The organism is Nocardia sp. NPDC019219 (assembly GCF_040632645.1).
Classification (GTDB): Bacteria; Actinomycetota; Actinomycetes; order Mycobacteriales; family Mycobacteriaceae; genus Nocardia; species Nocardia sputorum.
Genome location: NZ_JBEYCG010000001.1, coordinates 438,434 through 452,161 on the forward strand (window position 1 = coordinate 438,434; position 13,728 = coordinate 452,161).

At 67.2% G+C, this 13,728-nt stretch carries 13 protein-coding genes; 6 read left to right on the forward strand and 7 right to left on the reverse strand.

The genetic code is table 11. The features are described 5' to 3' along the window. The first annotated feature begins 112 nt into the window (after positions 1-112). From ABZ552_RS02040 to ABZ552_RS02065, 6 genes are all read left to right on the forward strand, one after another. Positions 113-1,468 carry a hypothetical protein gene (locus ABZ552_RS02040; protein ID WP_281919340.1) on the forward strand — a complete coding sequence of 452 codons (1,356 nt, stop codon included), beginning with the start codon at positions 113-115 and terminating at the stop codon, positions 1,466-1,468. Between the two features lie 110 nt (positions 1,469-1,578). Then, entirely contained in the window at positions 1,579-2,370 is a 792-nt protein-coding gene (locus tag ABZ552_RS02045) for a TIGR03084 family metal-binding protein (RefSeq protein ID WP_357435234.1), read from the forward strand. A 362-nt stretch (positions 2,371-2,732) separates the two neighbouring features. Beyond that, positions 2,733-3,401, forward strand: coding sequence for a hypothetical protein (locus ABZ552_RS02050; protein WP_281876456.1), 669 nt, complete (start codon positions 2,733-2,735; stop codon positions 3,399-3,401). A 22-nt stretch (positions 3,402-3,423) separates the two neighbouring features. Next, positions 3,424-4,608 (forward strand): L-2-hydroxyglutarate oxidase, encoded by a 1,185-nt coding sequence (gene lhgO / locus ABZ552_RS02055; RefSeq protein WP_281876458.1) that lies wholly within the window; start codon positions 3,424-3,426, stop codon positions 4,606-4,608. 129 nt (positions 4,609-4,737) lie between these two features. Beyond that, positions 4,738-5,208 (forward strand): SRPBCC family protein, encoded by a 471-nt coding sequence (locus ABZ552_RS02060; RefSeq protein WP_281876459.1) that lies wholly within the window; start codon positions 4,738-4,740, stop codon positions 5,206-5,208. A 10-nt stretch (positions 5,209-5,218) separates the two neighbouring features. Then, entirely contained in the window at positions 5,219-5,791 is a 573-nt protein-coding gene (locus ABZ552_RS02065; RefSeq protein ID WP_281876460.1) for a ribonuclease H, read from the forward strand. A gap of 78 nt (positions 5,792-5,869) precedes the next feature. Here the strand turns inward: ABZ552_RS02065 and ABZ552_RS02070 are convergent, their stop codons facing one another. The 7 genes from ABZ552_RS02070 to ABZ552_RS02100 all read right to left on the reverse strand — a co-directional run bounded on the left by ABZ552_RS02070 (position 5,870) and on the right by ABZ552_RS02100 (position 13,721). Further along, a complete protein-coding gene (locus ABZ552_RS02070; protein ID WP_281876461.1) occupies positions 5,870-6,679 on the reverse strand; it encodes a hypothetical protein in 810 nt (269 codons plus the stop codon). Positions 6,680-6,811: 132 nt separating this feature from the next. Then, a complete protein-coding gene (locus ABZ552_RS02075) occupies positions 6,812-7,990 on the reverse strand; it encodes an MlaD family protein (RefSeq protein WP_281919336.1) in 1,179 nt (392 codons plus the stop codon). After that, positions 7,987-9,078, reverse strand: a complete 1,092-nt coding sequence (locus ABZ552_RS02080) for an MCE family protein (RefSeq protein WP_357435237.1) — start codon at positions 9,076-9,078, stop codon at positions 7,987-7,989. The genes ABZ552_RS02075 and ABZ552_RS02080 overlap by 4 nt, the downstream gene beginning before the upstream one ends. 8 nt (positions 9,079-9,086) lie before the next feature. Then, the gene (locus tag ABZ552_RS02085) at positions 9,087-10,196 is read right to left on the reverse strand and encodes an MlaD family protein (RefSeq protein ID WP_281876464.1); all 1,110 of its coding nucleotides are present in this window, start codon (positions 10,194-10,196) and stop codon (positions 9,087-9,089) included. Next, entirely contained in the window at positions 10,193-11,191 is a 999-nt protein-coding gene (locus ABZ552_RS02090) for an MCE family protein (protein ID WP_281876465.1), read from the reverse strand. The genes ABZ552_RS02085 and ABZ552_RS02090 overlap by 4 nt, the downstream gene beginning before the upstream one ends. After that, complete coding sequence (locus ABZ552_RS02095) at positions 11,191-12,234, reverse strand: MCE family protein (protein ID WP_281876466.1); 1,044 nt, start codon at positions 12,232-12,234, stop codon at positions 11,191-11,193. The genes ABZ552_RS02090 and ABZ552_RS02095 overlap by 1 nt, the downstream gene beginning before the upstream one ends. After that, positions 12,231-13,721, reverse strand: coding sequence for an MCE family protein (locus tag ABZ552_RS02100; protein ID WP_281876467.1), 1,491 nt, complete (start codon positions 13,719-13,721; stop codon positions 12,231-12,233). The genes ABZ552_RS02095 and ABZ552_RS02100 overlap by 4 nt, the downstream gene beginning before the upstream one ends. Positions 13,722-13,728 lie beyond the last annotated feature (7 nt).

Here is a 13,728-nt window from a genome sequence, read left to right on the forward strand (position 1 = left end):
CTCACGGCGAAGACCCGCCGAGCGTTGACACCCCGTCCAAGGCAATGAGAACGTGAGGACATTGATATCTCATACCGGCGGTACCGCCGGATCGGCTTGAGGAGTCCCATCGATGTCGTCGCTCGCCGCTGGCGTGTTCATCGACTGGGAAGGTTTGACCGGGCAGCCGAAGTTCGTGGTCGACCTGATCACATTCCCGATCTTCAGCGCGCTGGCGGGCTGGCTGACCAACTGGACCGGCGTGCTGATGTTGTTCTGGCCGATCATCTTTCGTGGCGTCCGGATTCCCGGCCTGCACGTGCTCTATCCCTATTTCCCGCGCCGCGTCCAAGTGCTGCCGACCTTCTCCGGCGACGGTCGCCGCCTCGGCTTCCAGGGCTTCATCCCGGCGCGTGCGGAGAAGATGGCCAGCATCTGCGTGGACAAGGCCCTGATGCGGATCGGCAGTCCCAAGGACTTCATTCACGAACTCGATCTCGACGGCATCGCCGACTACATCGCGGTCCTCGCGCGCGAGCAAGTGCGCCCCCTGGTGGACGAGTTGATGTACCGGGAGAACCCCGACCTGTGGCGCACGGTGCCGCGCGCCGCCAAGCAGCTGATCTACCAGCGGGTGGATCGCGAACTGCCCGCTCTGTCACGTCGCGCGTTCGCCTCGCTCGGCGACAACGTCGACCAGCTGATCGGCATCAAGGGCTTCGTGATCCGCTACCTGCAGGACAACCCGGCCATCCTCAAGGACCTGACCACCACCATCGCGGCGCCCGAGCTGCGCTTCATGGTGCGCATCGGCCTGCTCGGCGCGCCCTTCGGCGTGCTACTGGCCCTGTATCTGCACGTGCACCAGCACATTCCGGTGCTGGGCTGGATTCCGGGCTGGGTGAACGTCCTGCTCGCCTCGGCCGCGATCGGCGTGATCGTGAACGTCATCGCGGTGAAGATGGTGTTCGAGCCGGGCGATCCGCAACCGAGGTACAAGTACCTGTGGAAGCAGGCGCTGCTGGCGAAACGGCAGCCACAGGCGGCCACCGATCTGGCGCACATCCTGGCCTACCAGGTGCTCACGCTGCCGAACTTGTCCAAGGAGCTGCTGGAGGGCCCGAACGGGGACAAGACCAGGCAGTTGCTGGAGCGCTTGATCGCCGACGAGATCCATCGCCAGCTCGGGCCGACGACCTCACTGGTGCGAGCGGCGCTGGGGCGCCGCCAATTCGACAACCTCACGGTGGGCGCGGCGGGGGCCGCGGTCGGGCTGGCCCCGACCCTGGTCGAGGACGAGGAGTTCACCCTGGCGCAGGCCAAGACCATCGACGACTTCGCGGCGCGCAAGTTGCGGCGGCTCACGCCGGGGGAGTTCATGGAGATGTTCTACGCGTCCGTCGAACAGGACGCCTGGCTGCTGTATCTGCACGGCGCGGTCCTCGGCCTAGTCGTGGGAGCCGCCCACCTGATGGTCTTCGGCTGGTAGCAGGCCCGTAGCGCAAGATAAAACAAGCATGCTTGCCTTTTTTTGACCTCGCTGCGATGCTGGACCACGGCGGCACACGAAGCGGTGTGCCCGGACCGGCAGGGGAACTGATGGCTGACCTAGAGGCGTTGCTCGGCGACTTCGCCGACGAATGCGCGGACCTGGAACGACTCGTCGCCCCGTTGGCACCCGCGGAGTGGGCGCGCGCCACCCCCGCGCCCGGCTGGTCCATCGCCCATCAGATCGGCCATCTGGCTTGGACCGACGAAATCGCGACGATCGCCACCGCGGACGCCGCCCGATTCCAGCAGTTGCTGGCGGAAGCCGGGCCGCGGGCGCTCACGTTCGTCGACGAGGCCGCCGAGAAAGCCGCCACCGAACCGCCGGCCGAGCTGCTCGATCGCTGGCGGCGTGGCCGCGCGGGACTCGTCGCCGCGCTGCGCGCGACGCCTCCGGGCGTGAAGTTGCCGTGGTTCGGTCCGCCGATGAGCGCAGCGTCGATGATCACCGCCCGCATCATGGAGACCTGGGCACACGGGCAGGACGTGGCCGATGCCCTGGGCGTGCACCGCACTGCCACGGCGCGGCTGCGCACCGTGGCCCATATCGGCGTGCGCACCAGGAATTTCGCCTACACCGTGCACGGAAAGACCCCGCCCGCGGCGGAATTCCGGGTGGAACTGACCGCACCGGATCGCACGATCTGGGCGTGGGGCCCCGAAGACGCCGAGCAGCGGGTGACCGGATCGGCACTCGATTTCTGCCTGCTGGTGACCCAGCGCCGCCATCCGGACGACCTGGCGATCCACGCGGACGGCGACGACGCCGCGGAATGGCTCACTATCGCACAGGCTTTCGCGGGCCCGACAGGTGAAGGAAGGACAGCGGGCCAGTTCACCTGACCCGCCCCACACCCGACCCGATCGGTGACGATTCGGGAGCGGGCGAGCGCCACACTTGGGTGCGCCGTGTTCATGTCGACGGCCGGACGCCGTTGGCCGGGTGTCTCGAGATGGCAGTCGAGAATGGCGCTCGCCAGCTACCCGAATATTTACCCGTCCGTGTGACCACGGAAACATTGCCGCCATGTAGGCCGTAGCGTGCATCTCTCCTCGCGCTGACCTGCCGGGATGGACAGACGGCTGTGATCCTGCTCGCATCGATGCCGTATCCCGCGCCGCCCCACAGGTAATCTGGACGGGCGTACAGCTTTCCGCGGTGCCGATCGCCTGTGGGAGCAGCGTCGCAGGGAAAGGAACGCATCGTGACAGCACACCGACCTGTCCAGGTCGCGCGGCATGCCGCCATCGTGCTCGCCGGTGCGGCCAGTGTGAGCCTGACCGCCGCAGCGGGCGCCTATATCGTCCAGCAGATCGCCGACATCCAGCGCCCGGATACTCGGATCGCCGCGCCGGTCGTCCCGACCGCCCCGCATGCACCGGACCATGGCCGCGCATACGTCGCCTATCCGGCACTGACAAGCAGCAGTGTCGTTCTGCCCGTTGACATTTCCACCGCCCCCGCTACCGAGCCGGAGATCGCCGAACCGCTCGTCGATTCGCCCGCCGCGCCGCCCCCGCCCGCACCACTCGCCGGCAGCGTCCGCGTCGGCGAGGCCTATGTCGGCGCGCGAGTCACGCGTACCGAGGCCGATACCGTCTCGGTCACCGTGGACACGAACGCCTTGACGATGCTGACCGGTTTCCTCCGCGCGGATCCCGCGCGAGAGAAGCCGGGCACGTCCGCCGTGACCACGATGCGCACCGACTTGAATACCCGGAACGGTGAAGTGCGGCTCGCGCTTTCGGACCCGGGATCGGGCGAGCGTGACCTGCACCTCGATCGCCACGCCAGGCCCGCGTCCACCGGGCAGGCGACCACCGAACACCCACCCGCGACATCGCCGGACAAGACGAGTTCCGCCACGGTGTGACCGACCGCCTACTCTGCTCGGCATGAGCGCCTACGACTTCTGCGTCATCGGCGGCGGCATCGTCGGTGTGGCCACCGCGCACCGGATCCTGGCGCGCAATCCCGGGGCGAGCCTCGTGCTACTGGAGAAAGCCCAGCGTCTGGCCGCCCATCAGACCGGGCACAACAGCGGAGTCATCCACTCCGGCATCTACTATCCGCCGGACAGCCTGAAGGCCACGCTGTGCCGCCGTGGCGCCCGCTGGACCAAGGATTTCGCCGCGGCACACGACATTCCGTACCGGGTCTGCGGAAAATTGCTGGTCGCCACCGACGACGCCGAGTACAAGCGAATGCTCGCGCTGCACGAACGTTCGATCACCAACGGCGTGGCCGTCGAACTGATCGACACGGCGGAACTCACGCGGCGCGAACCGCGCGTCACCGGCGTCGGCGCCCTTTTCGTCCCGGACACCGGCATCATCGACTTCACCCGGGTGGCCGAAGCGCTCGCCGAGGAAGTCCGCGGCGCGGGTGGTGAATTCGTGCTGGGCGCCGAGGTGACCGCGCTCACCGAGAGCACGGACGCGGTGACCGCCGCGGGGCCGACCGGCTCGTGGACGGCGCGCCGCATGGTGGTCTGCGCGGGGCTGCAAGCCGACCGGCTGGCCCGGGCGGCCGGACTGCGCACCGACTTTCGCATCGTTCCCTTCCGCGGCGAGTACTACCAACTGCCGCAGGAGCGCAACGGGCTGGTGCGCACGCTGATCTATCCGATCCCCGATCCGGAATTGCCTTTTCTCGGAGTGCATTTGAGTCCCATGATCGACGGTTCGCTGACCGTGGGGCCGAACGCGGTGCTCGGATTGGCCAGGGAGGGGTATCGCAAAGGCAGCGTCGACCTGACCGACGCGCGAGAAGTGCTCGGATTCCCCGGATTTCACCGTGTCGCCAAGGCGAACGTGCGCACCGGCCTGCGCGAGCTGCGCAACTCGCTGTTCAAGCGCGGATACCTGGCGCAGTGCCGCCGCTACTGTCCGGAGCTGACGCTCGCCGATCTGCTGCCCCGGGAGGCGGGCATTCGCGCGCAGGCGGTCTTGCGGGACGGAACGTTGGTGCACGACTTCATGATCGAGCGCACGGAACGCTCGGTTCATCTGCTCAACGCGCCGTCACCCGCGGCGACCTCGGCCATGCCGATCGCGGAGCACATCGTCGACCAGCTCTGAACGCCTTTCCTTCCCAAGCAACCAGTCGGTCGCACTCTTGCGAATTGGGTCGACCAAATCGTCCAGAGCCCTCGAATAAAGAGGAGAGCTGTAGTACTTTTAACGCCAGTCGTGGAACAGGGAGGGCCTATGGGCCACATCAAGTACGCGAGTGACGTCGGAGCGCCCGTCGAGGTCGCTTTCCATTACACGGACAACCATCTGTTCGTACCGGACTGGATGTTCGGCATCGCGGACTTCGTCCCGACCGGCGAACAGGACCGCGGACTCGGCGCGGTCTTCGCCACCACCACCCGCCTCGCGCTCTGGCAACCGACATCGACCTGCGAGATCACCGAATACCGCCACAACGCGGTGATCGGGTACACGCTGCGCGGGCGCGTCTCCGGCACGCTGCGGCTGCGCTTCGATCCGCTCGGTTACGGACGCTCGGTGCTGACCTCCGAGGCGGAATACCGTCCACCCCGCGGACCGGTCGGGCGCGTGAGCGCGGGTCTGGTGGACGCCGCGGTCAAATCGGCGCTGCGGCGGACGGAGTCGCGGTTACGGAGGGAGATAGAGGAATTCCACGGTACCGATCTTGTCGGTCGGATTGCGTAGGGTGCCAGCCATGATCATCGTGAGCACCGACGGATCCTGCCTCCGCAATCCCGGCGGCGCCATCGGCTGGGCTTGGGTCAATCATCAGGGCTCCTCGGCCAGTGGGGGAGCCGCATCCGGAACCAACCAGGTCGCGGAGTTGCGCGCGGTGCTGGAGGCGATCGTCGCCCACCCCGGGTCCGAACCACTGCTCATCGAGAGCGATTCGCTCTACGCGATCAAATGCGCCTCGGAATGGGTGTCGGGGTGGCGGCTCAACGGCTGGCGCACGTCCACCGGCGGCGCGGTGAAGAACGTCGAACTCGTCCGGCAGATCGATCGCGCCATCCAGAGCAGGCCGGGCCCGGTCCGTTTCCGTTGGGTCCGCGGACATGTCGGCAACTACTTCAACGAGCAGGCCGACGCACTGGCTGGAGAAGCGGCTCGGCAGGCCGCGGTCACCGCGGCTGTCGCCGAGGCGAACACCGTGGAGATGCTCGCGGTGACTGTGGAGGAAACGCCGACGGCGCCGGAAGCGCCGAAGAGCAAGGCCGCGGGGAAGGCGGCCGCGCCGTCGGCGCCACAGACTTTGACGCTGTTCTGATTCGCCGGGCGAATCGCCGCAGGGCCGCCCGAATGACCTCCGGCGGTGGTGGCTCGGCCCACCGCCGGAGGCGCTCGGCTAGTTGCCCGGCTGCGGTGCGGGCTGACCAGACGGTGCCTGCTGCGGAGCCGGAGTGCCGCCCGGCGCGGGAGCGCCAGGCAGGCCGGTGCCCGCGCCCTTCAGCATCGGCGAATCGAGCTTCTCGACCAGCCACTTGTCGCCGGACTTCTGCAGCTGGGCGATCACCACCACGAACTGTCGCTCGGGGTTGGTCTGGGTGAAGTTGGTCCGATACTGCGTGAGGGTCACCAACACCTTGGCCGAGGTCTTGTCACCGGCCTGGTATCCGCACTGCACGTCATCGACCCAGGACTTGACCTGCGCCTGCACCATGGCGTCTTTCAGCGCCTTGGTCGCGTCATCGAACTCCTTGAGGAACTCGCCCGTCGAGCCGGCCTTCACCGTGGTGAAGTAGTCGTCGAGGTTCTTCGAGTAGTCGTAGACCGAGACGTCCTTGCCGAATGCGCACGCGGCGTCGGTCGAGTCGCGAATCGCGTCGAGCTTGTCGCCGCGATCGGACCCTTGCAAGAAGAACACCACCACCGCGGTGATCGCCGCGACCGCGAGCACACCGGCCGCGAACGCGGCCACCAGCGGAAGCGAGGTGGATTTCCCGGACGGTGCGGGGCCCGCCGCCTTGGGCGCGACCTTCTTCTCGGCCGGCTTCGCGCCGGTCTCGGCCTTGTCTGCCTTCTCCGCCTTGGACAGCTCGGGCTTCGCCGCGCCGGCGGCGTCCCCCGACTGCGCGGTCACCGCGTCGGTGTCCTTGTCGGAGGCGGCGGCCGTGGTCTCGGCGTCCTTGTCGGTCTCGGCGTCGTCGGTAGACATCGATAAAACCTGCACTTTCCCGGCACGCATCGGTGCGCACCGATTGGCTTCAGCGGCCCGCGGCAGCGAACCTTACGCGTTCCACCGGCGAGTATGCCCGCCCGACGGGATGACCGCCGGGCCGGGTACGACTCACCGCACCGGAGGCAGGGTCCGTTCGTTCGGATCCACGCCCGGCGGCATGTGCGCGCCGTTGTTGGGCACGTCGGGCCGCGGCGCGTTGGCGGCGCCGCGGATCTGCTGACCCGGCGGCGGGTTCTCACAGTAGTTCCACTTCGGGATCGTGCCGTCCTGCACGACCTCGTTGCGCATCTTCGGAGTGTTGTAGGTGCAGAACGGCCGCGGCCAGATGTCGATCATCGCGTGGAACTCGCCGTCGTGCGCCGGGACGCCGAGCGCCTCGCCGCCGAGCGCGAGCGAGGGGAACAGGGCGCGCAGCGCGGGCAGCCGCAGCTGCGCCGCCTTCGTGATCGCCTGGAAGTTGGTCGCCAGGCTGGTGATCGGATCGGCCGTGCGGTCCACCACCGCGCCGAGACTGGTGAGCTGCCCGGGGGCCTGCTCGAGCACGCGCTGCAGTTCCGCGTTCGCGTTGTTGAACTGCTCGAACAGCACTCCGGAGTTGCGGGTCAGCGTGGCCAGATCCGGCTGCGCGTTGGAAGTCGTACTGGCGATGGTCCGCAGATTGGTGATCAGATTCGTGGTCTGCGGCAGCAGCGAATCCAGTCCCGCCGTCGCCAAGCTGATGCCGTTGACCAGGCCGCGCAACTGATCCGGGCCACCGCTGAGCGCGATGTCCAGCTCGTTCAGGATGACCTGGAAATGATCCGGATTGATCTGCGCGATCAGGGCGCTGGAGTTGTCCAGGACCGACCACACCGGCGTGGGCGTGTGGATCTTGTCCGGATCGAACTTGATCACCGCGCCGTTGGCCAGATACGGCCCCTGCTCGGCGTTCGGCCGGAAGTCGATGTACTGCTCACCCGCGCCGGACAGCGCCTGCACCGCGATCTGGGTGTCCACCGGGATCTTGTACTTCGACTCGATCTGCGCGGTGGCGGCGATGGCCTGCCCGCGATCGGTCAGCTCGATCGAGGTCACCTTGCCGATGCGCCAGCCGCGCAGCGTCACGTCGTTGCCGGGCTGCAGACCGCCGGAACGGTCCAGATTCACCGTGACGGTGTAGTCGGACCGCAGCGGGTTCACCCGCATCACGTTGATCATCAGGTACGCCGCGCCGATCAGCAGCACGAGCACCAGACCCACGTTCGAGAGGAAGATCTTGCTTCCGAAGAGTTTGCGCGCGGAGGTCATCGCTGTCCGCCCCCCACTCGACTCTGGACCAGTTGCAGCACCTGGATCAGGCTGCCCGCGAAGTCCTGCAGGTCGTTGAGATCCTGGAGCTTGCCGTGTTGCGGATCGGTGAGCGCGCTGATGTCCAGGTTGGTCGCGGTCGCGTACACCGCGAAGCTGCTGCCGCGGAAGGTCGCGTCGACCTTCGGCCGGATCACCCGCAGCCGATCCAGCAGGACGCCGAAACCGTCACCGGTCTTGGCGATCGCGTCCATCAGCTGGCGGGTGTTCTCCAGCAGCCCGTTCAGGCTCTCGGTCGAGGTGTTCGCGTAATCGCCCAGCGCGGCGCTGGAAATGGACAACTTGCTGAGCAGTTCGCCGAGGGCCCGGTTGTTCTCGGCGATGGCGCCGATCATCTGCGGCAGCGTGTCGGCCACCTCGCCGAGCTCCGACCGCCGCCCCTCGATGGTGTTGGCCAGCGTGCTGAATTCACCGAGCACACTGTCGACGCGAGCGGAGTTGGCGTTCAGACTGCCGACTACGCCGGTCATCTCGGTGATCAGGTGGGCCAGTTGCTCGCCGCGGCCGCCGACGATGGAGTCCAGTTCGGCGCCCAGCTTGGAGAGGCTGGCGATGCCGCCGCCGTTGAACAGCATGGAGACCGAGATGAGTAGCTGCTCGACGGTCGCGCCCGCGGAGGTGCTGTCGATGGTGAGCGTGTCGCCGTCGTGCAACATCTGCGCGCCGGGGTCGGTCTTCGGCTTGGACACCGCGACGAAGACGTCACCCAGCGGAGTGGCCTGGCGCAATTCCGCCGTGCTGCCCTTCGGCAACTCGATGTCCTTGCGGATGGTCAGGTCCACGATGGCCTGGAAGTTCTTGGTCTTGATGTCGGTGACCACGCCGACATCCGAGCCGCCGATCTTCACCTTCGCCTGATCGGGCAGATTCAGCGCGTTCTCGAAGACCGCGTGGATCGTGTAGGTCTCCCCGCCCTGGCCCGGTTTCGGCAGCGGCAGCTTCTCCACGGTGAGCCCGCAGCCGGAGGTAACCGCCACGCCGGCCACCGCGGCGAAGGCGACCAGCGTCCTGCGTGCCTTGATCGTCATTCGGTACGTCATTTCGTCAGTCCGAGCAGTGCGGCGGTGAGCCCGTAGTCGGGTCCGAAGTCCTGCATGTTTCCGGTGCGGCAGCCGTCGGCCTTCATCTGGATGCGCTCGCAGAACAGGCTGACGATCTCACCCGACAGCGCGGTGCCGATCACCGCGTGCAGCCGGACGTACCCGTGCTCGCGGTTGATGATGTTGTCGACGTTCTGCATGACCATCGGCGCCAGGTCCGCGACCTCGGTGAGGCCGTAGGCGTTGTCGCGCAGCTGCTGGGTCACGTTGGTCAGGCCGCTCATCGTGCCCTGCAACTGATCCTGGTACTGCGTCAGCGTGGTGCTCGTGTTCCGCAGGAAGGCCAGCAGCTGATCCAGCGTGGCCTGCAGACCCGGGGCCTGGTCGGCGAGCAGGCCGGTCATCTGGGTCACCCGGTTGCTGAAATCACGCACCGACTGGTCGTTCTCGGCCAGCATGGTGGTGAGGTCGTTCAGCTTGATGATGATGCTGGAGATCGCGTCCTTGTTGTCCACACCGACCTTCAGCGCGCTGGACAGCGCGTTGAGCGTGTCGCGGATCTTCTCGCCGTTGCCGTTGAGCATCGGGTAGAGCACCCGGCCCGACAGCGGGCCGATGCCCTCCTGGCCCGGCTCCGGCTTCAGCGCGGCGGCGAACTGATCGATGGTCTTGATCATCGTGTCCAGTTCGACCGGCGTCTTGGTCCGCGCCTTGGGCAGATGATCGCCGTCGGACAAGGTCGCGCCGCCGGTGTAGACCGGGGTGAGCTCGACATGCCGGTCGGTCACGATGGACGGCGAGACGATCGCGGCGATCGCGTCCTTCGGGATCTTCACGTCCTTGTCGATGGACATGTGCACCTCGACCAGGGTGCCCTTGGGCACGATCTTGTCGACCTTGCCGACATCGAGCCCGAGCACCGTGATCGGGTTGCCCTCGTAGATACCCGCGATGTTGTCGAAGTCGGCGGTGATTCGCAGGGTGTTGCCCAGCGCGTCGTTCACCGAACTCGGCAGCAGCGAGCAACTGCCGACCGTCAGTGCGGCGGCGCTGATCATCAGCGCCTTCGCGACGGTCCTCAGCGGAAAGCCCGTGCGGAATCTCATCCCTGGCACCCCTCGATGACTTGGGCGAAGCACAACCAGTTGTCCGGGAACAGCCACGGCAGGCCGACATCGCCGTACGGACCGCTGCCGCCCCAGGAGTTCGCCAGGTAGCGCAGGGTCGGCGGCATGATCGACAGCATCCGATCCAGGTTGTCCTTGTTCTTCTGCAGGCCTTCGGCCATGGTGTTCAGCTGCTGGATGGTCGGGCCGAGCTGATCGTTGTTCTCCGCGCCGATCGCCTCCAGCTGCTTGGTCAGCGTCGCGACGTTGTCCAGCAGCTGGCGCAGCAGCGCCTGGCGCTCCATCACCCGGTTGGCGATGGCCTCACCCTGGGTGATCACCAGCAGGATGCTGTTGCGGTTGTCGCCGAGGATCCGGGTGACCCGGTCCAAGTCCTTCAGCAGCGTGTCGACCTCGGCCTTGCGGCTGTCGATCACCTTGGCCAGCGCGCCGACGCTGTCCAGCGCCTGGGCGGTGAGCTGGGGCGAGCCGTTCATCTGCTCGTTGATCAAGTTCAGCGACTCGGCCAGCTTCTTGGTGTCGAGCGCTTCGAACTTCGGGGTGCCGACCTGCACCACGTCGGCCAGGTTGTACGGAACCGTGGTGTTGGACACCGGGATCCGCTTGCCCTTCAGGCCAGAGCCGTCACCCGGCTCGAGGTCGACGTACCTGGCGCCGAGCAGCGTGGCCATCTTGATCGAGGCGCGCGCGTCCGGGCCGAGCTTCACGTCGTTGCTGACGCTCAGCGTGAGCAGCACGTGGCTGCCCTCGAGCTCGGCGTCGACCACCCGCCCGGAGGACACCCCGGCGACGTTCACCTTGTCGCCGACCCTGATGCCCGCGGCCTGCACGAACTCGGCCTTGATCGACTGCTCGCCGACGCCGATGAGCTTGTAGACGCTGGACACCAGCAGCAGCACCACGATGAGTACGCCGCCGATGATGCCCAACCAGAAGTACCGGTTGCTCTCGAACCTGGACCTGAGTTTCGTCATCATGGGCGGCACACCGCCGAGTGCGAGGTGCCGCCGATCTGGGAGAACAGACCGCGCGGGAACAGGACGCCGTAGAGCGAGACGTCCAGCCCGCACAGGTAGGCGTTGGCGTAACCGCCTTCCGAGGTGTGCCTGCCGGCCGCGGACAGGACGTTCGGCAGGTCGATCGCCGCTTGGTCGAGCTTGGCGCCGTTGTCCAGCAGCAGCGTCAGCGCGGCGCTGGTGGAGTTCTGCGCGTTGCGCAGGCTCGGCTGGATCCGGTCCATCATGCCGACCAGCGACGTGGTCGCGCTCGCGATCTGTTCGGTCGAACCGAGCAGCGACTGCCCTTGTTCGTACAGCCCGCCGATCAAGGCCCGGGTCTGGGTCACCAGGGTCTCCAATTCATCACCTCGTTTCGCCAACCCCGACATCACGCCCGACAGGTTGGTGATCACATCGGACAGGATCGCGTCCCTGCGCTGGAAGTCGGTGGCCAGCTGGGCGGCCTGCACGATGAACGCGCTCAACGAGACGCCGTCACCCTGCAAGGCCTGGATGAAGGTCTCCGAGAGCCGGTTGACCTGTTCGGGCTGCAACACCTGGAACAGCGGCTGGAATCCGTTGAGCAGACCGGACACGTCGAACGACGGCTCGGTCCGGTCGATCGGGATGGAACCGTTGTTCTTCAGCGGCGCCGGGCTCGACGACTTGCCGGGAGCCAGCGCCACGTACCGCTGACCGATCAGGTTCTGGTAGCGGACCAGCGCTTTGGTGTCGTTGTAGATCGTCTGGTCGCGCTGCACGACGAAGGTCACCTTGGCGACCGACTTCTTCAGGTTCGCGTCGCGGCCCAGCTCGATCTTCTCGACCTTGCCCACTCGCACGCCCGCCATGCGGACGTCGTCGCCCTCGTGCAGGCCGAGCACATCGGAGAACGTCGCGGAGTAGGTGTAGGTGTCACCGCTGACGATGCGCGCCAGTGTGTTCCACACCACCACCGTGACCAGGATCGACACGATCGCGAAGATGCTGAATCCGATCAGCGGTTTGCGAATGCTCATCGGCGGGCACCGTTGTCGGACACCTGCATGGTTCCGCCCTTCAAAATCGAGCTCAGCAGCAGATATTCGGCTGTGGTCGGCTTGCGGCCGAGCAGCGGGGTGATCGCGGACTCACCCCGGTAGGAGATCGGCGCCGCCGACGGAGCGCCCTCGGGCGCGGCGGCCGGAGCCACGGGCGCCGTGGGCGCGGCCGGCGGGAGCAGACCCGGCGGCAGCATCGGGAACAGGCCCTCGAGCGGGGTGCCCGCGAACGGAGCGGGTGCACCGCCGGTGGGAGCGGCCGCGGTGGCGCGGTTCGGATCGGGGGTGGTGACGCCGGGGATCAGCGGCAGGCCCGGCATCGGCACCACCGGCGGAAGCCCGGCGGCCGAGGCGAGGGCGCGCGGCTTCAGCTGTTCCGGCAGCTCGCCGACATCGGCGACGGCGGGAGCGGTGTAGCAGCTCGGCCCGACCATGTCGCCGTAGCGCGGGCAGTCGGCCACGGTGTAGGGCCGGTACGGGGTGAGCGTGATGCCCGCGTCCCAGACCTGCTGCTTCTGCGGACCCCACTTGAACGTGGTGTCCATCCGGCGCATGGTCTCGCTGAGGTTCAGCAGGCTCCTGGTGATCGCGTCCGGGTCCGCGGCGAGAGCGCCGAACATGTCGTTGGTTCCCGCGGTGACCTCGATGCCCACGTTCGGGTTGCGGGCGAACAGGTCGTTGACCGTGTCGATGGTGCCCGAGGTACCGGTGATCAGCGAGACCAGCTGGCTGCGGCGGTCGGCGATGGTGCGCGCGGTCTGCACCGAGCTGCCGAGCACGTCGACCAGCTCGGGCGCGGACTGGTTGAGCGCGTTGAACGACGCGGAGAAGTCGCCCAGCAGCACCCCGAGATCGGGAATCGACTCGTCGACGGCCAGCAGCCAGCGGTCCAGCCGCTCGACGGTGGAGCCGGGCATGCGGCCGCTGCCGTCCAGCGCCTGCGACAAGGTGCCCAGCACCCGGCCGAACTGCACCGGATCGATCTTGTCGAGGATGTTGCGGACCGTGGTGAGCGTGTCCTGCAGCGCGATGGTGCCCTTGCTGCGGTCTTCCTCGATGACCGAACCCTCGTGCAGGTACTGGTCGGCGGGGCCGTTGAAGACCAGCTCGACGGAGGTGACGGCGAACAGGTTGCTCGGCACCACGCGTGCGGTCACGTTGGCCGGGATGTCGCCGGCGAACTCCGGCTTCATCTCGATGCGAACCTTCTGCAGCTCGCCCTTGGCCGCGACGTCGACCGTCTTCACCGCGCCGACGAGCACCCCGCGGAACTTGACGTCGGCCTGCTCGGGCAGACCGTCACCGGTGGTGGTCAAGTTGGCGGTGACGTTGACCTTCTCCTGGAAGTAGCCCTTGTAGCGCAGCATCAGGAAGCTGAGCACCAGCGCGAACACGACCAGGCCGCACACGCCCGCGATCAGCAGCTGTCGCATCGTGGGCCCGCGCCCACTGGGATCGATGATCATCTGGTGT